This is a genomic window from Glycocaulis abyssi, assembly GCF_041429775.1.
GTDB classification, from domain to species: Bacteria; Pseudomonadota; Alphaproteobacteria; order Caulobacterales; family Maricaulaceae; genus Glycocaulis; species Glycocaulis abyssi.
Map to the genome: position 1 here is coordinate 887638 of NZ_CP163421.1, position 18853 is coordinate 906490.

An 18853-nucleotide genomic window follows, 5' to 3' on the forward strand; every position below is an offset into this window, starting at 1 on the left:
AGGAGCGTCGGCGTCGATATGAAACGCGATACGCGCATCATCCATTCTGGGCGCAGCGATGAGGGTGATGGCCTCGTCAATCCGGCAATCAAGCGCGCCTCCACCGTGCTGGCTCCTTCCACGTCAGAGCTCTATGAACCCACAGGCTCGCGGCGGCATTATGGCCGTGGCGGCATCGCTCCCAACAAGGAGCTTCGTGACGCGATTCGCGGTCTTTATGATGCGGACCACTGCGCGCTGGCCCCGTCCGGTCTGGCCTCTGTCGTGCTGGCCATCCGCACAGCCCTCAAAGGTCCGGGCGTTGCGCTCATCAGTGATGGCGTGTACGGGCCGGTGCGCCGCTTCTGCGATGAAGAACTGCCCCGCCTGGGCGTGAAGCCGGTCTATTACGATCCGCGTATCGGCGCTGGCATTACTTCGCTCATTACATCAGATACCGCCCTTATTGCGCTGGAATCGCCGAGCTCTCTGACTCTCGAAATACAGGATGCCCCCGCCATCGCCAGCGCCGCCAGGGCTGCGGGCGTGCCGACCGTGATTGATGACACGTGGACGGCGGGCGTGCTGATGAACCCGCTGGAGATGGGGGTCGACTATGCCGCGCAGGCCCTGACCAAATATGTCGGCGGGCATTCCGATTTCCTGATGGGATCGGTAGCGGCGCGCGGCGAGGCCGCTAAACGTCTTGCCGACCGCGAGAAGCTTTATGGCCTGCATGTCTCGCCCGACGATGCCTTTTTGGCACTGCGGGGACTGCGCACCCTGCCCTTGCGGCTGGAACGCGCGGAGGCGGCGTCGCTGGAAATCGCCCGGCGGCTGGAGGCGCACCCGAAGGTCAGCCGTGTCCTGCACCCGGCTTTGCCCTCACACCCGGATCACGCGCTTTACGCCCGTGATTTCTCCGGCGCAGCCGGATGCTTCTCCTTCGTGCTGAAAGGCGTCAGCGCGCGCGAGGGCGAAGCCATCGTGGACAGCCTCAAGCTTTTCGGCATCGGGTTTTCCTGGGGCGGGTATGAAAGCCTTGCCCTGTCTTGCGACCGCCAGATCAGGCGCACCGCCTTGCCTTGGAAGGCGGAAGGCGCGCTGTTGCGCCTGTCGATCGGGCTGGAGGATGTGGAAGACCTCTGGGCCGACCTGGAGCAGGCGCTGGCGCGTATCTGACCGTACGGAAAAATGGTCGGAGCGGCGGGATTCGAACCCACGACCCCTTGTCCCCCAGACAAGTGCGCTACCGGGCTGCGCTACGCTCCAACTCTTCCGTCTTCCTTCGCAAGGGGTGTGGAGCGAAGGAGCGGTCTTATAGGCTGGCGATTACGGCGTTGGCAACACGGCTTTCCAGCCCTGCCTAGCCGCGTGCAGCAAGCGCGGAATCGAGACGGGATTTGGCCCGCTCCACCTTCGCAAGGACGCGCTGGAGGGCCGGGACCGATCCGGCGGCCGGCACCGCGGCGCCTTCGCCAGCGTTGTCTGGCAACGGAACGGCCACTTCACCGCCATCAGACAGCGCGGCCACCTCGGCCACGCCGTGATCGCGCAGATATTTCTGCACGCCCTTGATGGTATAGCCTTCGGCGTAAAGCAGGCGGCGCAAGCCCTTGAGCAGCGCGATATCCTGCGGCCGGTAGAGCCTGCGCCCGCCCTTGTGCTTGACGGGTTTGAGCTGGGCAAACTTGGTTTCCCAGAACCGCAACACGTGGGTCGGCAGGTCTACCTCGGCGGCAGCCTCCGAGATGGTGCGGTATGCGTCTGCGGACTTGGCCATGCTTGCGCTTGTCCTATTTCGACAGCGCGGTGTCGATGCGCTCTTTGAGCACCTGGGACGGTTTGAATACCAGCACGCGGCGCGGATCGATCGGCACTTCCTCACCGGTCTTGGGGTTGCGCCCTACCCGGCCATTCTTGTCGCGCAGCTGGAACGAGCCAAAGGATGACAGCTTGACCGTCTCTCCCTTGACCAGCGTGTCGGAAATCATGTCGAGCACCGCCTCTACCAGCTGCGCCAATTCCTGGCGCGAGACGCCAACGTCCCGGTGGATCGCATCAGCCAGATCTGCGCGGGTAAGTGTCTTGCCCGTCATTGGAAACTCCCCCGATTAAAATCGATAACAAACGTTATGCCCTAGCGGGCGCGGCGGTCAACGTTAACCATACGTTTACGGTCAATATCTTGCTAAGGCCGCACCCCAGGTGAAGCCGCCACCCAGCGCCTCCATCAGCACCAGATCGCCGCGCTTGATCCGGCCATCCTTCACCGCCGTGTCAAAGGCCAGCGGAATGGAGGCTGCAGACGTGTTGCCATGCTGCCCGACCGTGGAGATGACTTTCTCCACCGGGATGGACAGGCGCTTGGCCACGCCTTCCAGAATCCGCTGGTTGGCCTGGTGGGGCACGAACCAGTCAATCTCGCTGATCGGGATACCTGCCAGCTCCGACAGCTCCTCCATCGAGCCGGCAATCTTGCCGACCGCGTGGCGGAAAACCTGATTGCCCTGCATGCGCAGATGGCCAACGGTCTTGGTGCGTGACGGCCCGCCATCGACATAGAGCAGATCGCAGAACTGCCCGTCAGAGCGCAGATGGGTTTTTATCAGCCCTTCGCCCTCGCCGGCCGATGACAGTACCATCGCCCCTGCCCCGTCGCCGAAGAGCACGCATGTGGTCCGGTCGGTCCAGTCGAGGATGCGCGAGAAGGTCTCGGCCCCGATGACCAGCGCGTTCTTCGCCTGCCCGGCCTTGATGAAATTGTCGGCCGTGGCCAGCGCGTAGAGGAAGCCTGAACATACCGCCTGAACATCGAACGCGGCGCCGTGGCGTATGCCCAGCTTCTCCTGCACCATGGTCGCGGTTGCCGGAAAGGTCAGGTCCGGCGTCGCGGTCGCCAGCACGATCAGGTCGATCTCACTGGCGTCCATGCCCGCATGGGCGAGCGCTGCCCGCGATGCGTGAGTGGCCAGATCGGAGGTGAACTCTCCCTCGGCGGCAATATGGCGCTGGCTGATGCCGGTGCGTTCGCGAATCCACTCATCGCTCGTGTCCACGAAACTCGACATCTCGGCATTGAGCATAACCCGCTCTGGCAGGTAGGTGCCGATACCGGCGATACGGGATCTGATTGCGGTCACGCGCTCTCCTGCTGCCCTTCGGGCGTTTGCGCCACTGCGAGACGGAGCTGCGCCGCCTCAAGCAATGCCAGGTTCTGCTCTATCTCATTCAAGAAGGCGCTGTCGGCCATTTCCAGCGCGATACGCAGTGCAGTGGCAAACCCGGCTGCATTTGTGCCGCCATGGCTTTTGACCACCACGCCATTGAGGCCCAGAAACACGCCGCCATTGACATTGTTCGGGTCCATTCGCGCCCGTAGCTGGTCCAGCGCCCCCAGCTGGAGGAGGCTGGCAGCGACTTTGGCGATGATGGAGCTGGTCAGCGCCTCGCGCATCCAGCCGGCTACCAGCCGGGCCGTGCCTTCGGCAGTCTTCAGGGCGACATTGCCGGTAAACCCGTCCGTCACCACGACATCGGTTGTACCAAGCGAGATGTCGTCGCCCTCGACATAGCCACGATAATTCATGTCCAGCCCAGCGGCGCGGATCAGGGCGTCGGCATCGCGTACGACGTCATTACCCTTGAGCTCTTCCTGACCGACATTGAGCAGGCCCACGCTCGGACGGGCTTCACGGTGCACGGCGCGGTGAAACGCCTCGCCCATGATCGCAAATTCCACCAGCTGGGCGGGCGTGCATTCCACATTCGCGCCAACATCAAGAACCGTGGAGAAGCCTTTGGGCACCGGCCAGCTTGCCGCAATCGCCGGGCGATGCACGCCCGCCTTCATGCGCAGGCACACCTTCGAGATCGCCATCAGGGCGCCGGTATTGCCCGCCGAAACGGCCACTTGCGCATCGCCATCGCGCACGGCCTGGACCGCGTTCCACATCGACGAGCCGCGCGAGCGGCGAACCGCTTCAGATGGCTTGGCCGACATATCAACCTGGCTATCGCTATGGCGTATCTCGGCGGCCGCAGCGACCTCAGGGTGCGCGTCGATCAGCGGCCGCAATTGGGCTTCATCGCCATGGAACAGGAGGCGCACTTTCCTGCGCCGCCCTTTCAGGAAGACTGCCGCGCCGTCAACGACTATGCCCGGCGCGTGATCGCCGCCCATGGCATCAAGAGAAAGTACCAGCTCTGAATTCATAAAGGGATCCGGAAACGTAAATCCTGTCCCACCCCGGTTCCGCGAACGGTCCCAGCCGGAGCGAAGGCCCGCAACTTACCGATTGACCGGGCTGATGCAACATCCCGGCTCGGCTGCTAGGCCGCTGTGAGTGTCCCCAGCCGCCCCTCAAGCAGCTCATCGGCAGGCATGGCCCTGATCTGCCGGTCGGCGTTGAAAGCATGCTGTGCCAGCGCTGCGGCGGCATCCGCGTGATCTGGCGCATCATCGAAGAGATTGCGCAGCAGCGCGGCGCACATCTGCGCCTCATCTCCGGCTTTCAGTGCCGCATCATAGGCCGCGGCCCGCCCGTAGAACGCCTCGGCCATGACCTTGATCTTCTTGCCGACGCTCATGTCACCAATGCCCATTTCACGCAAGGCGGCGTCCATATCGTCAAACAGCCGGCCAAACAGTGCCTGTGACAGCTCCCGCCCCTGCTCGCCCTCCTCACGCAGCCTGCGCATCACCAGCGCGGCGTGCAGGACGAGCATGTCAAACCGGCCGTCTACCGTGTCGGGTACCCCGTGCTGCGCGTAGAGATGGGGGCGGCGCGCCTCGGCCAGAACGGCGTCATATAGCTGCCTGGCACGTACCTTCACCGGGTCGGGGCGGAACAGATTCAGTGGAAATCGCATTTGGCACTCCCTGAAGGCGGCACTAGACGCTAGGATGCGCGACAGGTAGGTCAAAAGGATCACGCGCGCCAGTAGGCGTGTGGACGCACCTGCAGGTGAGGCGACGGAGGCCAGAACGCGAATGAACCGCAAATCCATGCAAATGCTGACTGTCGCCGGCGTGACGCTCGGCGCGATGGTCCTCACGGCCTGCAATCCGACACTGCGCACGCATGGCTATCGCTATACCGATGGCGAGGTGCCGGAGATTCTGGTTGGTGAGGATAGTGAGGCGACGCTGCTGGCGACGCTGGGCAGTCCGTCAGTGCGCGGCACGTTTGAAGAGAACACCTGGTATTACATCACCGATACGCGCGAATATCTCGCCTATCTGCGTCCGAACACGCTGGCCCGCCGCATCATTGCCGTGCGCTTTGATGATGATGGTGTGGTCGCCGAGGTGAATGAGTATGACGCGTCCAATTCCCGGCAGGTGAACTATGTGTCGCGGACCACGCCGACGCGCGGACGCGAGCTTACCCTGCTCGAACAGGTGCTCGGCAATGTGGGCCGTCTGCCCACCGACCAGATTGCCGGTCAGGACAATTTGCCCGGCGGCGCCGGCGGTCCGCGGCGCAACGACTAACGCTTCTTCTCAACAGGACGCGCGAGACAAAAAAAGCCCCGGCATCGCTGCCGGGGCTTTTGCGTGTTGGCACCTGTTACCGGTCAGGCAGCACTCGCCAGAACGGCGAGCAGCAGCAGCGCCACGATATTGGTGATCTTGATCATCGGGTTCACGGCAGGCCCTGCCGTGTCCTTGTAGGGATCACCCACCGTATCGCCGGTCACGGCAGCCTTGTGGGCTTCAGAGCCCTTGCCGCCATGATTCCCGTCTTCGATATACTTCTTGGCATTGTCCCAGGCACCGCCGCCCGAGGTCATCGAGATGGCGACGAACAGGCCGGTCACGATCACGCCCAGAAGCATGGCACCGACAGCCGCCAGCGCATGCGCCTTGCCCGCTTCATTAAAGCCAAGCTCAGCCCCGCCGACGAACCAGATCACGAAGAACAGCACGATCGGCGACAGTACCGGAAGCAGTGACGGCACAATCATCTCGCGGATCGCGGCCTTGGTGAGCATATCCACCGCACGACCGTAATCGGGCTTGGTTTCGAAGGTCATAATGCCCGGATTTTCGCGGAACTGGCGGCGCACCTCGGCCACCACCGCTTCAGCAGCCCGGCCAACAGCCATCATCGACATGCCGCCAAACAGGAAGGGCAGAAGACCGCCGAAGAAGAGACCCACCACCACGTACGGGTTGGACAGGGCAAAATCGACCGCCACACCGGCGAAGAACGGATACTCGGCCGGGTTCTGCGCAAAGTAGCTCAGATCCTCTGTGAACGCGGCAAACAGCACCAGCGCGCCAAGACCCGCCGAACCGATAGCATAGCCCTTGGTGACGGCCTTGGTGGTGTTACCCACGGCGTCCAGCGTATCGGTGGTTTCACGCACTGAAGCGTCCAGATCGGCCATCTCGGCGATACCGCCCGCATTGTCGGTCACCGGACCGAACGCATCGAGCGCCACCACCATGCCAGCCAGCGCCAGCATCGTCGTCACCGCGATGGCGATGCCAAACAGACCCGCCAGATTGAAGGTGACCAGAATGCCGACAATGATCGTCAGCGCGGGCAGAGCGGTGGACTCAAGCGACACCGCCAGGCCCTGAATCACGTTCGTGCCATGGCCGGATTCAGACGCCTTGGCGACCGACTTCACCGGGCGGAAATCCACGCCGGTATAGTATTCGGTGATCCACACGATTGCGCCGGTGACCAGAAGGCCCGCCACGCCGCACAGGAAAAGATCCAGCCCGTTGAAGGTGACACCGCCTGCCGTCGTGATGTCGGTCTCAAAGCCGATCATCGACCATGTCACGGCGCCTACGCCGACAAGGGCGAGAACCGCCGAGGCGATGAAGCCCTTGTAGAGCGCGCCCATCACATTGCGCGAGCCTTTGGACAGGCGCACGAAATACGTGGCGATGATGGAGGCAATGATGCACACGCCGCCAATGGCAAGCGGGTAGATCATCATCGTGTCGACACCGATATCGCCTGTCAGACCGCGGAAGAAGATCGAGGCGAGCACCATCGTCGCCACAACCGTCACCGCATAGGTCTCGAACAGGTCGGCAGCCATGCCGGCGCAGTCACCGACATTGTCGCCGACATTGTCCGCGATGGTGGCGGCGTTGCGGGGATCATCTTCCGGAATGCCTGCTTCCACCTTGCCGACCATGTCACCGCCGACATCGGCGCCTTTGGTGAAGATACCGCCGCCAAGACGGGCGAAGATCGAAATCAGGGAGGCACCAAAGCCGAGCGCGACGAGGGAATCGATCACTGTGCGGCTGACCGGCTCAAAGCCCATCAGGCCGGTCAGCAGGAAATAGTAGACCACCACTGACAGCAGGGCGAGGCCCGCCACGAGCATGCCTGTTACCGCCCCGGACTTGAACGCCATGTCGAGGCCGGCGGCCAACCCCGTGCGCGACGCCTCTGTCGTGCGCACGTTGGCGCGCACCGAAACCAGCATGCCGATAAAGCCGGCAGCACCCGACAGGATTGCCCCGATCAGGAAACCGACCGCAACCTGCCAGCCCAGCAGGAAGAAGACGGCAACGAATACGACGGCACCGACCATCGCAATCGTGGTGTATTGGCGCTTCAGATAGGCGTTTGCGCCTTCCTGGATCGCCTTGGCGATTTCCTGCATGCGTTCATTGCCCGCACTGGCGGACAGGATGGAGCGGACGGTCACCGCGCCATAGATCAGGGCCAGTATACCGGCCCCGATGACCAGCCATAGCCACAGCTCAATGCTCATAATTGGTTTCCCCGTTGAGTTTCTTGTTTTTAAGGGGAATGGCCGCGTAACCGGCAGGCGCAACGAATCGCGCTGCCTGCAGCCCCTCCCATTGACGGGCGGACTATGCCCAATGGGGTGGAGCGGCGCAATCGGTGTTAGGGTTCAAACCCTGATCGGGTACGGCGCCTGTGGATCAGCGATAGCGCCGCAGTAGCCGTACGCCCCCCGCCAGAGGCTCAAGCCCGGTCACTACACCGGGGCCGAGGCGGGCTGTAAGGGCGCGGTCCCAGTGGGCGTAGGTGTCACCGGTCGTGAAATCATCGCGTGACACCAGCGTGAACGGGTGTGCATGCGCCAGAGCCACCATATCATGCACCATAAAGTGGAGCTGCGCGCGGATTTCCGGGATGCGGGCCTCATCATCCAGATGCAGACGGGCATTCAGGAAGGCATATCCGGCAAGACGTCCGTTCTCCACCAGCGGGACCGTGATGGACGGCAGATCCAGATGCGGGGTGTCGGGCGGTGCGAGCCGCTCGCCAGCCTGAATGACCAGATCGCGCAGATCGTTCGGCACCACAAGCGCGGACGTGTTGTCCGGCGCAGACGGCGGCGCGGCTAGCGCGCACGGCGCCAGCAGCGCGAATGATAGGAGTGCAGCAGCGAAGCGTTTCATGCGGCAAACTTATCTGCCGACCTGTCAAAAATGGGTGAATCCGCCCGCCCCGTACTCCACCGGCGCACCGCCCGAAAAGACCTGCACCTTATCACCGGGGGCAAACACCCCCACGACCGTTGCGCCAAGACCGGCCTTGCGGAGCTCTGCCACAAATGTGTCGACCCGCGCCGGGGGAACCGCACAAGCCAGCTCGTAATCATCACCAAAGCTGGCGAGCGCCAGGCGCGCGGCCTGCGTGTCGTCCTGATCGCCCAGCCAGCGGCGCGCGGCGTCCGACAGTGGCAGCGCATCAAGATCAATCTCGAGTGAAAGCCCGCTTGCCACTGCCAGATGGCGACTGTCGGCAATCAGGCCGTCACTGATATCGATGGCCGCACCCGCATGGGCGTGAAGGGCATCGGCCAGTGCGAGGCGCGGAACCGGCAGTTCCAGCCGTTCGAGCAGGTAGGCCCGGTCCTCCGCTGAAGGGCTGAATTCCTTCTTCGCGATTCTCAGCCCCAGATACGCATCGCCAATCGTGCCGGACACCACCAGACAATCACCCGGTTTCGCGCCTGAGCGGGTCATGGCCTTGCCCGCAGGCACCTCGCCAAACGCGGTGACAGAGATCACCCACGGACCATCCGCCGAGGTCGTGTCGCCGCCGATAAGGGCGATATCGAAGATTTCCTGATCGGACGCCAGCCCGTCAGCGAACCCGTTGCGCAGCGTGTCGGTAGCGCTGCTCGGCCAGACCACACTCGTCATGTAGCCGACTGGCCTTGCGCCCATCGCGGCCAGATCAGACAGATTCACGCGCAGGGCCTTGCGTGCCACCAATGCCGGGTCCGTGCCTTCAGGGAAGTGGCGCCCTTCCACCAGCGTATCGGCGGTAATGACCAGCTCGCGGCCCGCACGGACGGTCAGAACGGCAGCATCATCTGCCAGTCCAAGCGCCCCCTTGAAGCCCGCGGCCAGAGGGGCGAGGCGGTTCCTGATAAACCCGAACTCGCCCTTCCCGCTCATCAGCTTTCCGGCGCGGCGTCTGCGGCCGGGCGGGCGGCTCTGGCAAAAGCGTCCAGCGACGCATTGATAAAGGCCGGCTCCGGGCCTTCAAAGAAGGCATGAGCGATGTCGACATATTCGTTGATGACCACGCGGGTCGGCACATCGGTCCGGCGCAGCAGCTCATAGCCCCCTGCCCGCAGGATCGCCCGCACCGTGGCGTCGAGGCGTGAGAGCTTCCAGCCTTCCTTCAGCGTGGAGGCCGTCATCTTGTCCACCTCATCCTGCGCCTGCACGACGCCGGAGAGCAGGTCTTCAAAGAAGTCTTCATCCGCCTCGATATACTCGCCCGGCTCGCCATCATGGCCAAAGCGATGATCGCGGAACTGCCTGACCACGGTGCGCGCGCCGGTGCCGGACAGCTCCATCTGGTAGAGCGCCTGCACGGCCGACAGGCGCGCGGAGCGGCGAAGGCGTGCACGCTGGTCTGATGGCGTCTCGCTCATCTAGCGCGACCCGAAGCGCTGTGCGGTCGCGATCATGGCAAGGGCCGCCTCGGCGGCGTCCTTGCCCTTGTTCTTCTCGCTGACATGCGCGCGCACACGCGCCTGGCGGATGTTCTCGACGGTGAGGATGCCATAGCCGAGCGGTACGCCCTTCAGCGACAGATCCATCAGACCGCGCGCCAACTCGCCGCACACATAGTCATAATGGCTGGTCTCGCCGCGGATCACGCAGCCCAGCGCCACATAGCCGTCATAGGGCTGCTTGCCCGCTTCGGCCATGGCGATCACGCCGGGGATTTCGAATGCGCCGGGCACTTCGATGATCTCGAAGCCTGCACCCGCTTCGGTCAGGGCGGCTGTCGCCCCTTCGACGAGCTGTTCGGTGATGTCCTCATAGAAGGGAGCAGCAATGATGAGCAGTTTCGGTTTTGCAGCCATGCTGGCTTCCTTCTCGTTATTCTGATCTGGTCAGCGCCTGCTGACCGGCAATTTCCAGCCCGTACCCGTCCAGCGCCACAATGGTCTGCGGCGCGGTGGTGAGCAATTCCATGCGGCGTATACCCAGATCAATCAGGATCTGCGCACCCAGCCCGTATTCGCGCAAACGCCGCGCCTCGCGCTTATCAGGCGGGTCAGACGGGCTCGCACCAAAGCGTTCGGTGATCGCCGAGGGGTTGGTTTCGCGAATGAATACCATCACGGCGGCTCCCTCATGGGCCGCAAGACCGCCAATCGCTTCTTCGACCAGCCCTGCCCGGCCGCCCAGCGCGCCCAGCACGTCGTCCGCAAAGCTGACCTTGTGCATGCGCACCAGCGGCACATCGCCGGACCGGATATCGCCCTTCACCAGCGCGACGTGCTCAACCGCGTCCACCAGCGAGCGGTAGACGATCAATTTGAACGGCCCGCCATGGCGGGTTTCCACACTTGTTTCCAGCCGCCGCTCGATAAAGCGGTCATGCTGGCGGCGATAGGCGATCAGGTCAGCAATCGTGCCGATCTTGAGATTATGCGCGGCGGCAAATTCGACCAGCTCCGGCAGCCGGGCCATCGTCCCGTCCTCATTCATGATCTCGCAGATCACGCCGGACGGGTTGGCACCGGCAAGACGGGCGACATCTACCGCAGCCTCAGTATGGCCAGCGCGCACCAGTACACCGCCATCGCGCGCCGTGATCGGAAAGATATGGCCCGGACTGACGATATCTTCCGGCCCGGTCGCCGGATCAATGGCCACCGCAACCGTGCGCGCGCGGTCATGGGCGGAGATTCCGGTGGTGATCCCTTCGCGCGCCTCGATGGACACGGTGAAAGCTGTCGTGTGCCGCGAGCGGTTGCGCGGCGTCATCGGCTGGAGGTGAAGTGCCTCCGCGCGCTCGCGGGTCAGGGTCAGGCAGATCAGGCCACGCCCGTGCTTGGTCATGAAGTTGATGGCATCAGGGGTGGCGAACTGCGCGGGGATCACCAGATCGCCTTCGTTTTCGCGGTCCTCGGCATCGACAAGAATGAACATCCGCCCATTGCGGGCTTCCTCGATAATCTCCTCGGCGGAGGCGAGATTGAAACCGTTCGATGACATCAGTGCGCGTCCTTCGGACCGGCTGCGGCGGCAAGGCGCGCGGCGTAGCGCGCCATGATGTCCACCTCAAGGTTTACCCGCATGCCCGGCTTCAGGCGCGAGAGCGTGGTGACGGCCGCTGTATGGGGAATAATCATCAGGTCGAAGGCGTTACCGGTGACGCCATTGACCGTCAGCGACACACCATCAACCGCAATAGAGCCCTTCTGTGCGATGAAGGGGGCCAGGTCTGCGGGCGCCTCTATTCTCAGCGCCATCCAGCCATCAGTGTCGGTGCGGGTCTTCACGGTGCCGACACCATCGACATGACCCTGGACAATATGTCCGCCCAGCTCGTCACCCACTTTAAGCGGCCGTTCCAGATTAATGGCGGTACCTGGCTTCCAGTCACCCAGCGTCGTGCGGGCAAGCGTTTCGGGCGAGACCTCAAGCTGATAGCGCGCGCCAGCCCCGTCCGGCTCGATATGAGTGACGGTCAGGCAGACCCCGTCATGGGCGATGGACGCCCCCAGCACCAGATCATCAGCCGGCCACGGCCCGCGCACCGTAAAACGGCGCACCGGCCCGTCCTCGAGAGCAGCCAGCTCCCCGACGGCGGTGACGATCCCGGTGAACATCGCGGCTAGTTACCTTCGCGCTCGTAGCTTTCGTGCAGATCGCGTCCGATAACGCGAACCGATGTGCGCCGGAATTGGGGTGCGCTGGCCAGATTGCCAAGGCCGAGCGCTGCAAACACGTCCATTCCGTCGCCGCCAATAATCATCGGCGCGCGGAACCATTCCAGCCGGTGCACCAGCCCTGCTTTCACGGCAGCGCCCGCCAGCCGTCCGCCGGCCTCTATTAGCACACGTGAATGACCGGCCGAGCTGAGATACTGCAAGGCGGCCCGCAGGCTGACATGCCCGTCTGCGCCTTTTTCAACGCGCACCAGACGTGCGCCCCTGGCGCTAAGGGCCTTGGCGCGGGCTTCATCATCACTGGCATGGAAGATGATGGCAGGCCCTTCCTCGAACAGTTTCGCGCCCGGCAGGATGCGCAGGCTGGTATCCAGCACCGCCCGCTCCGGCTGCTCTGCCGCCTTCACCCCGCCCGGCCGCACGGTCAGCCTCGGATCGTCCGCCAGCACGGTACCGATCCCGGTCAGGATGACATCATAGCGCGCCCGCAGGGCGTGAACGGCGTCGCGCGCCTCGGCTCCGGTAATCCATTGCGACTGGCCGGTAGAGGTGGCGATCTTGCCGTCCAGTGACGTCGCGAGCTTCAGCGTTACGTGAACAAACCGCGTCATTATGTGTCGTCCTCGCCATCCCCAAGCTCGTCGCCGAGCTTCTCGCCGCGAATAAACTCTGAAAAGTCGGCCACTTCGCGGAAATCACGATAGACCGACGCGTAGCGCACATAGGCAACCGGATCGAGATTGCGTAAGCCCTCCATCACCAGCTCGCCGATCCGGCGTGACGGGATATCCGGCTCGCCGCTGCTTTCCAGCCGCCGCACGATACCTGAGATCATCTGCTCGGTGCGTTCGCGGTCAATCGAGCTTTTGCGGGCGGCCAGCAGAACCGAGCGCATCAGCTTGTCGCGCTCGAACGGCACGCGCTTGCCGTCCGACTTGATGACCTGCAGGTCACGCAGCTGGACGCGCTCGAATGTCGTGAAGCGCGCGCCGCATGAAGGGCATTGCCGGCGGCGGCGGATAGCCTGCCCGTCTTCCGAAGGCCGGGAGTCCTTTACCTGGGTATCAGGATGGGAGCAGAACGGACAGCGCAAGAACCGGACTCCTAGCCAAGCTCGGGATAGATCGGGAAGCGCTTGCACATGGCGATAACTTCCTCGCGTACGCGCGCTTCGACCTGCGCGTCGCCGTCACGATTATCGGCCAGCGCATCCAGCACGTCAGCCATCATCTCACCGACGCGGCGGAATTCAGCCACGCCAAAGCCGCGTGTGGTTCCTGCCGGCGCGCCAATACGCAGGCCCGAAGTGACGGTCGGCTTTTCCGGATCAAACGGCACCCCGTTCTTGTTGCAGGTCATGTGGGCGCGTTCCAGCGCCGCCTCGGAAATGTCTCCGGTCAGCTTTTTCGGGCGCAGATCGATCAGGGCCAGATGGCTGTCGGTCCCGCCGGACACCACCGCGTAGCCGGCATCAGACAGGGCGCCCGCCATGGCCCGGCAGTTCTCCACCACATTGGCGGCATACTGCTTGAACTCAGGGCGCAACGCCTCGCCGAACGCAACGGCCTTGCCGGCAATGACGTGCATCAGCGGGCCGCCCTGCAGGCCGGGGAACACAGCCGAATTGATCTTCTTGCCGATATCCACATCGCGCGAAAGCACCATGCCGCCGCGCGGGCCGCGCAGCGTCTTGTGCGTCGTGGTTGTCACCACATCGGCATGCGGCACCGGGTTGGGATAGACGCCTGCTGCCGCCAGCCCGGCGAAATGGGCCATATCGACCAGAAGCAGCGCGCCAGCCTCATCGGCGATTGCGCGGAATTTCTTGAAGTCGATCTCGCGCGGATAGGCCGAACCACCGGCAATAATCATTTGCGGGCGCAGTTCCAGCGCCTGCTCGCGCAGCTTGTCATAATCAATCAGCGCATCGCTCTCGCGCACACCATAATGATGCGCCTCGAACCATTTGCCGGACATGTTTGGCCGCGCACCATGGGTCAGGTGACCGCCGGCCGAAAGGTCGAGGCCGAGGATACGGTCGCCAGGTTTCAGCAGAGCCAGAAACACAGCCTGATTGGCCTGGCTGCCAGAATTGGGCTGAACGTTCGCATAGGCCGCGTCGAACAGCTTCTTCGCGCGCTCAATCGCCAGCTCTTCGGCGATGTCGACAAACTCGCAGCCGCCATAATATCGCTTGCCGGGATAGCCTTCGGCATACTTGTTGGTCAGCGGCGAGCCCTGCGCCTCCAGAACAGCACGGCTGACAATATTTTCCGAGGCTATCAGCTCGATCTGATCCTGTTGCCGGCCAATCTCCTTTGCGATGGCGCTGGCAATTTCGGGGTCCCGGCTGGCGAGCGTTTCGGTGAAAAACCCGTTGCTGGCGGTTTCCTGGGCTGCATCCGGCATCGGCGACTCCCTCTTGGCGATTTGTCGGTTGACCCTGAAATACGCCCTGGCGAAGCGCTTCACAACCACACACAACCGCACATGTTGAAAAGACGCACCATTCGCGGGGCGCAGACTTTGCGTTCTCCTGGCCGCAGCCGGAAAACCGGGTTTCGATCCGGCGCGGTTTCTTCTGCATAAACTTACTGGTATTGGCAGACGCTATACTTGTTTGCTCAACCAAAGCAGTTTACACAAAGTGCATATTGGGTCCTATCAACAAAAGCGAATGTCAGGTGATGAATATGACCGAAGACAACACTCCCCCGATCGATCAGGAAGAAGTACTGCGGATGACCACCGATATCGTGGCATCCTACGTCGCCAACAATACCATTTCCGCCGACGGGGTTCCGGAAATCATCCGTCAGGTGCATGGCGCCCTGCGTGAACTGACGGGCGTTGAAGCAAAGCCCGAAGCCAAGGCCAAGCCTGCGGTTCCGGTGTCCCGGTCTGTCACCGACGACTACATCATCTGCCTGGAAGACGGCAAAAAGCTCAAAATGCTCAAGCGCTATCTGCGCTCGCAATACGACATGTCGCCGGACGATTATCGCCGCAAATGGGGCCTGCCGTCGGACTATCCGATGGTGGCACCGGCCTATTCGCGCCGCCGGTCTGATTTCGCCAAGGAAATCGGCCTTGGCCGCGGTGGCCGCAAGTCACGCAAATAGTATCTGGCTCTTTACGGGTCAGACGATGACGCCCCGGCCTTTTGGCCGGGGCGTTTTTTGTTTGCCATCAGCATTCAGGCCCAGACGGCGCGCCAGCTTGCGCAGGGCCACCCGTTCCAGATCATGCCGGGCCGTGCGCGCAGGGCCGAACACGATCACCTCGGTTCCTGTCGCGGCATCGATGGCCGCCAGCCGGACCGAATCAGCCAGCCCCTGATATTCAAAGATGATCTCCCGGCCGGGCAGTCCGCCGCGGCCAGACATCAGGCGACCTTCGCGTTCGCGTATTTCGCATAGACCACCTGCAGCGCATCAATCAGCTGATCGAACATCTCGTCGGTGTGCAGCGGTGACGGGGTGAAGCGCATGCGCTCGGTGCCTTTTGGCACAGTCGGGTAGTTGATCGGCTGCACATATATCCCGTGCTCGTCCAGCAGCGCGTCGGTGATCCGCTTGCACAGCACAGGATCGCCGATATGCACCGGAACGATATGCGTCTCGGACTCCATCACCGGCAGCCCCGCCGCCTTCATGCGGGCTTTAAGCGTGGCGGCGCGCTCCTGATGCGCATCACGCAGATGGGAGGCGGATTTGAGATACTCCACGCTGGCGCGCGCACCCGCGGCCAGCACAGGCGCCAGCGAGGTCGTGAAGATGAAGCCGGGCGCCCGTGAGCGGATGGCATCGCAGATCACCGAGTCTGCCGCGATATAGCCGCCCATGACGCCAAACGCCTTGCCGAGCGTGCCTTCGATAATGTCGAAACGGTGCATCAGCCCGTCACGCTCTGCCACCCCTGCCCCGCGCATACCGTAAAGGCCGACCGCGTGAACCTCATCGAGATAGGTCATGGCATTATACTTGTCGGCAAGATCGCACACCGCTTCGAGCGGGCCGATATCGCCATCCATGGAATAGACCGACTCAAGCGCAATGAGCTTGGGCGCATCCAGCGGCGCGGCTTTGAGCAGCTCTTCAAGATGGGCCACATCATTGTGCCGCCAGACATGCTTCTCGCAGCCCGCCTGGCGCACGCCCTCGATCATTGAGGCGTGATTGAGTGCATCGGAATAGATGATGAGGCCGGGCAGGATCTTGCCGAGTGTCGCCAGCGTCGCCTGATTGGCGATGTAGCCGGACGTGAAAAGGAGCGCGGCTTCCTTCTGGTGAAGGTCTGCCAGCGAGCGCTCCAGCTCGACATGATAATGAGTCGTGCCGGAGATATTGCGCGTGCCGCCAGAGCCGGCACCGACATCGTCAATCGCCTGCTTCATCGCGCCGGTTACGCACGCGCTCTGGCCCATGCCCAGATAGTCATTGGAGCACCAGACGGTGACTTCACGCATGCTGCCATCGCCAGCGCGGTAGCGCGCCTTGGGAAACTCGCCCTTCTTGCGCAGCAGATCGGCGAACACGCGGTAGCGGCCTTCCGCGCGGACGCGGGCGACCGAAGCCTTGAACGCTGCTGCGTAATCCATGTCGTGTTCTCCTGACCGCTCTGATGGCGGCTATCGGCGCGGGCTATTGCGCATCGTATATGGACTGGTTTCATGCATACCGGAAGGCGGACCGATTGTCGCGCCTTCTAGTTGAAACTGTTTCGCAATTTCATTCCGTCCTGTTGGCGGCGATCATTTCGATGATCCCTGAGAAATCTTTCTCATTCCCGCCGGATTCGGTGAACAGGGTGTAGAGCCTCTCGGCATGGGCACCGAGCGGAATGGCGGCGTCCGCCGATTGCGCGGTTTCGAGCGCAAGGCGCAAATCTTTCAGCATCATGGGCGCGGCGAACCCCGGCTTGTAGCCCCGGTTCGAAGGCGCGGCTGGCACCGGCCCCGGAACCGGGCAATAGCTGGTCATCGACCAGTTCTGCCCCGACGCCTTGGACGAAATATCGAAGAAGCGCTGCGGATCCAGGCCCAGCTTCTGTGCCAGCGCAAACGCCTCGCAGGTGCCGATCATGTGGATGCCCAGCAGCATATTGTTGCAGATCTTGGCGGCCTGCCCCGCCCCGGCATCACCGGCCCGGATAACGGCCTTGCCCATCTTCTCAAGATAGGGTCTTGCCGCCTCGAACGCGCTTTCCGGTCCGCCCACCATGAAGGTCAGCGTGCCACCCTCGGCGGCGGCGACACCGCCAGATACCGGCGCATCGACGAATTTGATCCCGGCCGTGGCCGCCGCTTCACCAACAGCGCGGGCCGAATCCACGTCGATGGTCGAGCAATCCATCAATATCGCGTCAGGCTTCACATGGGCGATGATCCCCTCCTCGCCCTCATAAATGCCCCGGACATGCTTGCCGGCGGGCAGCATGGTCACGACCGCGTCAACGCCAGAGACGGCCTCCAGCACGCTTGATGCAGCCTTGCCGCCCTGGCCGGAAAACACCGCGACCGCGTCCTGATTGAGGTCAAACCCGCGCACTTCATGGCCGGCCTTGACCAGATTCACGGCCATGCCCGAACCCATATTGCCCAGTCCGATAAAGGCGATGACGGCCATGATATTTCCTCCGGCGATTACGGTTATTGTCTAGTCGAGAAAGCTCTGTTCGCGGTCCGCTTCCAGCGGAACAAACATCGCCTCCACGTCTTCGGGGCGCATTTGCGGACCCCATTTGGGTGCATTGTCCTTGTCGATGATCACCGCGCGCACCCCTTCGTAGAAGTCCGAACCCTCCACCAGCAGGCGCATGGACACGCGCAAATCCTGCTGCATCACGGTGCGGAAATCAGCCTGTGCGCCCTTGCGCAGCGCCGCCAGCGTTATCGCGCAGGAGGTGGGCGATTTCGAGTTGAGGATGGAAAGCTGCTTGGCCGACCATGCATCACCAGCCGCTTCGACGCGCGCTTTCATCGCGGCCAGCTCATCACCGGCGAACGCCGCATCGATGAGCCCGCCCAGATGCGCCAGATCAGACTCGCCCGGATCACCCGCGTGCGCCTCCAGAATATCTTCCAGCGCCTCGCCATCATTGTCGAGTTCTGCGCTTTCCAGCGCCGCGATGAGGGCTTCTTGCCGGTCTGAGGGCACATAATGGGTCGCTACACCCGCAGCGAGGCTGTCAGCGGCTTTCAGGCGCGCGCCGGTCAGCCCCATCCACATGCCGGTTTCGCCCTTCAGGCGCGGCAGGAAATACGCGCCGCCAACATCCGGGTGGAAGCCGATGCCCGTCTCCGGCATGGCAAACATGGTCCGGTCGCCCGCCACGCGGTGCGAACCGTGGACCGAAATACCGACCCCGCCGCCCATGGTGATGCCGTCAATCAGCGCGATATAGGGTTTGGGATATTCAAAGATCAGCGTGTTGAGCTGGTATTCGTCGCGCCAGAATGTCCAGGCTTCGTCGCCGCCTGCCTTGCCGCTTTCCGCCAGCATGCGGATATCGCCGCCCGCGCAGAAACCCTTCTCACCTGCCCCGTCGACGACCACCGCTTTCACCGCGTCATCCTCGCGCCAGTCGAGCAGCGCCTTGATGAGACCATCCACCATCTCCTGATTGAGCGCGTTCAGCGCCTCAGGCCGGTTCAGCGTGATCCGGCCAACGGAGCCGGTTTTGCGGGCGTTTATGAGGGAGGTCATCGGGCCGG

At 63.0% G+C, this 18853-nt stretch carries 22 protein-coding genes and 1 tRNA gene; 3 read left to right on the forward strand and 20 right to left on the reverse strand.

Annotation, left to right across the window (positions count from 1 at the left end; translation table 11 throughout):
• Positions 1 to 18 precede the first annotated feature (18 nt).
• On the forward strand, positions 19 to 1161 hold the full coding sequence (metC, locus tag AB6B38_RS04365) for a cystathionine beta-lyase (protein WP_371394554.1): 1143 nt from the start codon (positions 19 to 21) through the stop codon (positions 1159 to 1161).
• Positions 1162 to 1174: 13 nt separating this feature from the next.
• On the opposite strand, the gene AB6B38_RS04370 is transcribed toward metC, so the two are convergent.
• The 6 genes from AB6B38_RS04370 to AB6B38_RS04395 all read right to left on the reverse strand — a co-directional run bounded on the left by AB6B38_RS04370 (position 1175) and on the right by AB6B38_RS04395 (position 4851).
• Positions 1175 to 1251: transfer RNA gene (locus AB6B38_RS04370), tRNA-Pro, on the reverse strand.
• 94 nt (positions 1252 to 1345) lie between these two features.
• Positions 1346 to 1762 carry a MerR family transcriptional regulator gene (locus tag AB6B38_RS04375; RefSeq protein ID WP_371394555.1) on the reverse strand — a complete coding sequence of 139 codons (417 nt, stop codon included), beginning with the start codon at positions 1760 to 1762 and terminating at the stop codon, positions 1346 to 1348.
• A gap of 13 nt (positions 1763 to 1775) precedes the next feature.
• A complete protein-coding gene (locus AB6B38_RS04380; RefSeq protein WP_371394556.1) occupies positions 1776 to 2078 on the reverse strand; it encodes an integration host factor subunit alpha in 303 nt (100 codons plus the stop codon).
• A gap of 81 nt (positions 2079 to 2159) precedes the next feature.
• Positions 2160 to 3122, reverse strand: coding sequence for a beta-ketoacyl-ACP synthase III (locus tag AB6B38_RS04385; RefSeq protein WP_371394557.1), 963 nt, complete (start codon positions 3120 to 3122; stop codon positions 2160 to 2162).
• Entirely contained in the window at positions 3119 to 4195 is a 1077-nt protein-coding gene (gene plsX / locus AB6B38_RS04390) for a phosphate acyltransferase PlsX (protein ID WP_371394558.1), read from the reverse strand. Before plsX ends, AB6B38_RS04385 begins: the two co-directional genes overlap by 4 nt.
• Before the next feature lie 116 nt (positions 4196 to 4311).
• Positions 4312 to 4851: a ubiquinol-cytochrome C chaperone family protein gene (locus tag AB6B38_RS04395; protein WP_371394559.1), complete on the reverse strand. Its 540-nt coding sequence runs from the start codon at positions 4849 to 4851 to the stop codon at positions 4312 to 4314.
• 121 nt (positions 4852 to 4972) lie between these two features.
• Here AB6B38_RS04395 and AB6B38_RS04400 point away from each other — a divergent pair, with 121 nt between their 5' ends.
• Positions 4973 to 5476, forward strand: coding sequence for an outer membrane protein assembly factor BamE (locus AB6B38_RS04400; RefSeq protein ID WP_371394560.1), 504 nt, complete (start codon positions 4973 to 4975; stop codon positions 5474 to 5476).
• A gap of 83 nt (positions 5477 to 5559) precedes the next feature.
• Here the strand turns inward: AB6B38_RS04400 and AB6B38_RS04405 are convergent, their stop codons facing one another.
• The 10 genes from AB6B38_RS04405 to glyA all read right to left on the reverse strand — a co-directional run bounded on the left by AB6B38_RS04405 (position 5560) and on the right by glyA (position 14547).
• Entirely contained in the window at positions 5560 to 7731 is a 2172-nt protein-coding gene (locus tag AB6B38_RS04405; RefSeq protein ID WP_371394561.1) for a sodium-translocating pyrophosphatase, read from the reverse strand.
• A gap of 175 nt (positions 7732 to 7906) precedes the next feature.
• Positions 7907 to 8389, reverse strand: a complete 483-nt coding sequence (locus tag AB6B38_RS04410; RefSeq protein ID WP_371394562.1) for a hypothetical protein — start codon at positions 8387 to 8389, stop codon at positions 7907 to 7909.
• Positions 8390 to 8413: 24 nt separating this feature from the next.
• On the reverse strand, positions 8414 to 9397 hold the full coding sequence (thiL, locus tag AB6B38_RS04415) for a thiamine-phosphate kinase (protein WP_371394563.1): 984 nt from the start codon (positions 9395 to 9397) through the stop codon (positions 8414 to 8416).
• Positions 9397 to 9882 (reverse strand): transcription antitermination factor NusB, encoded by a 486-nt coding sequence (nusB, locus tag AB6B38_RS04420; protein WP_371394564.1) that lies wholly within the window; start codon positions 9880 to 9882, stop codon positions 9397 to 9399. The genes thiL and nusB overlap by 1 nt, the downstream gene beginning before the upstream one ends.
• On the reverse strand, positions 9883 to 10320 hold the full coding sequence (locus AB6B38_RS04425; protein WP_371394565.1) for a 6,7-dimethyl-8-ribityllumazine synthase: 438 nt from the start codon (positions 10318 to 10320) through the stop codon (positions 9883 to 9885). It abuts the gene before it with no gap.
• A 16-nt stretch (positions 10321 to 10336) separates the two neighbouring features.
• Positions 10337 to 11461, reverse strand: a complete 1125-nt coding sequence (gene ribB, locus AB6B38_RS04430) for a 3,4-dihydroxy-2-butanone-4-phosphate synthase (RefSeq protein ID WP_371394566.1) — start codon at positions 11459 to 11461, stop codon at positions 10337 to 10339.
• On the reverse strand, positions 11461 to 12078 hold the full coding sequence (locus tag AB6B38_RS04435) for a riboflavin synthase (RefSeq protein ID WP_371394567.1): 618 nt from the start codon (positions 12076 to 12078) through the stop codon (positions 11461 to 11463). The genes ribB and AB6B38_RS04435 overlap by 1 nt, the downstream gene beginning before the upstream one ends.
• Positions 12079 to 12083: 5 nt before the next feature.
• Positions 12084 to 12749 carry a RibD family protein gene (locus tag AB6B38_RS04440; protein ID WP_371394568.1) on the reverse strand — a complete coding sequence of 222 codons (666 nt, stop codon included), beginning with the start codon at positions 12747 to 12749 and terminating at the stop codon, positions 12084 to 12086.
• Entirely contained in the window at positions 12749 to 13231 is a 483-nt protein-coding gene (gene nrdR / locus AB6B38_RS04445) for a transcriptional regulator NrdR (RefSeq protein WP_371394569.1), read from the reverse strand. Before nrdR ends, AB6B38_RS04440 begins: the two co-directional genes overlap by 1 nt.
• A gap of 11 nt (positions 13232 to 13242) precedes the next feature.
• Complete coding sequence (gene glyA, locus AB6B38_RS04450; RefSeq protein WP_371394570.1) at positions 13243 to 14547, reverse strand: serine hydroxymethyltransferase; 1305 nt, start codon at positions 14545 to 14547, stop codon at positions 13243 to 13245.
• A gap of 284 nt (positions 14548 to 14831) precedes the next feature.
• On the opposite strand from glyA, the gene AB6B38_RS04455 reads away from it, so the two are divergent.
• A complete protein-coding gene (locus AB6B38_RS04455) occupies positions 14832 to 15260 on the forward strand; it encodes a MucR family transcriptional regulator (protein WP_371394571.1) in 429 nt (142 codons plus the stop codon).
• A gap of 18 nt (positions 15261 to 15278) precedes the next feature.
• On the opposite strand, the gene AB6B38_RS04460 is transcribed toward AB6B38_RS04455, so the two are convergent.
• From AB6B38_RS04460 to AB6B38_RS04475, 4 genes are all read right to left on the reverse strand, one after another.
• Entirely contained in the window at positions 15279 to 15524 is a 246-nt protein-coding gene (locus AB6B38_RS04460) for a serine hydroxymethyltransferase (protein ID WP_371394572.1), read from the reverse strand.
• The gene (hemA, locus tag AB6B38_RS04465; RefSeq protein WP_371394573.1) at positions 15524 to 16738 is read right to left on the reverse strand and encodes a 5-aminolevulinate synthase; all 1215 of its coding nucleotides are present in this window, start codon (positions 16736 to 16738) and stop codon (positions 15524 to 15526) included. The genes AB6B38_RS04460 and hemA overlap by 1 nt, the downstream gene beginning before the upstream one ends.
• A gap of 130 nt (positions 16739 to 16868) precedes the next feature.
• Positions 16869 to 17765 carry a 3-hydroxyisobutyrate dehydrogenase gene (mmsB, locus tag AB6B38_RS04470; protein WP_371394574.1) on the reverse strand — a complete coding sequence of 299 codons (897 nt, stop codon included), beginning with the start codon at positions 17763 to 17765 and terminating at the stop codon, positions 16869 to 16871.
• A gap of 30 nt (positions 17766 to 17795) precedes the next feature.
• Positions 17796 to 18845, reverse strand: a complete 1050-nt coding sequence (locus AB6B38_RS04475) for an enoyl-CoA hydratase/isomerase family protein (protein WP_371394575.1) — start codon at positions 18843 to 18845, stop codon at positions 17796 to 17798.
• Positions 18846 to 18853: the final 8 nt, after the last annotated feature.

Excerpts from the sequence above, each read along its gene's own strand:
- metC (WP_371394554.1), top strand. The coding sequence starts at position 19 with ATGAAACGCGATACGCGCATCATCCATTCTGGGCGCAGCGATGAGGGT.
- AB6B38_RS04375 (WP_371394555.1), bottom strand. The coding sequence starts at position 1,762 with ATGGCCAAGTCCGCAGACGCATACCGCACCATCTCGGAGGCTGCCGCC.
- AB6B38_RS04380 (WP_371394556.1), bottom strand. The coding sequence starts at position 2,078 with ATGACGGGCAAGACACTTACCCGCGCAGATCTGGCTGATGCGATCCAC.
- plsX (WP_371394558.1), bottom strand. The coding sequence starts at position 4,195 with ATGAATTCAGAGCTGGTACTTTCTCTTGATGCCATGGGCGGCGATCAC.
- AB6B38_RS04395 (WP_371394559.1), bottom strand. The coding sequence starts at position 4,851 with ATGCGATTTCCACTGAATCTGTTCCGCCCCGACCCGGTGAAGGTACGT.
- AB6B38_RS04400 (WP_371394560.1), top strand. The coding sequence starts at position 4,973 with ATGAACCGCAAATCCATGCAAATGCTGACTGTCGCCGGCGTGACGCTC.
- AB6B38_RS04405 (WP_371394561.1), bottom strand. The coding sequence starts at position 7,731 with ATGAGCATTGAGCTGTGGCTATGGCTGGTCATCGGGGCCGGTATACTG.
- AB6B38_RS04410 (WP_371394562.1), bottom strand. The coding sequence starts at position 8,389 with ATGAAACGCTTCGCTGCTGCACTCCTATCATTCGCGCTGCTGGCGCCG.
- thiL (WP_371394563.1), bottom strand. The coding sequence starts at position 9,397 with ATGAGCGGGAAGGGCGAGTTCGGGTTTATCAGGAACCGCCTCGCCCCT.
- nusB (WP_371394564.1), bottom strand. The coding sequence starts at position 9,882 with ATGAGCGAGACGCCATCAGACCAGCGTGCACGCCTTCGCCGCTCCGCG.
- AB6B38_RS04425 (WP_371394565.1), bottom strand. The coding sequence starts at position 10,320 with ATGGCTGCAAAACCGAAACTGCTCATCATTGCTGCTCCCTTCTATGAG.
- ribB (WP_371394566.1), bottom strand. The coding sequence starts at position 11,461 with ATGTCATCGAACGGTTTCAATCTCGCCTCCGCCGAGGAGATTATCGAG.
- AB6B38_RS04435 (WP_371394567.1), bottom strand. The coding sequence starts at position 12,078 with ATGTTCACCGGGATCGTCACCGCCGTCGGGGAGCTGGCTGCTCTCGAG.
- AB6B38_RS04440 (WP_371394568.1), bottom strand. The coding sequence starts at position 12,749 with ATGACGCGGTTTGTTCACGTAACGCTGAAGCTCGCGACGTCACTGGAC.
- glyA (WP_371394570.1), bottom strand. The coding sequence starts at position 14,547 with ATGCCGGATGCAGCCCAGGAAACCGCCAGCAACGGGTTTTTCACCGAA.
- AB6B38_RS04455 (WP_371394571.1), top strand. The coding sequence starts at position 14,832 with ATGACCGAAGACAACACTCCCCCGATCGATCAGGAAGAAGTACTGCGG.
- AB6B38_RS04460 (WP_371394572.1), bottom strand. The coding sequence starts at position 15,524 with ATGTCTGGCCGCGGCGGACTGCCCGGCCGGGAGATCATCTTTGAATAT.
- hemA (WP_371394573.1), bottom strand. The coding sequence starts at position 16,738 with ATGGATTACGCAGCAGCGTTCAAGGCTTCGGTCGCCCGCGTCCGCGCG.
- mmsB (WP_371394574.1), bottom strand. The coding sequence starts at position 17,765 with ATGGCCGTCATCGCCTTTATCGGACTGGGCAATATGGGTTCGGGCATG.
- AB6B38_RS04475 (WP_371394575.1), bottom strand. The coding sequence starts at position 18,845 with ATGACCTCCCTCATAAACGCCCGCAAAACCGGCTCCGTTGGCCGGATC.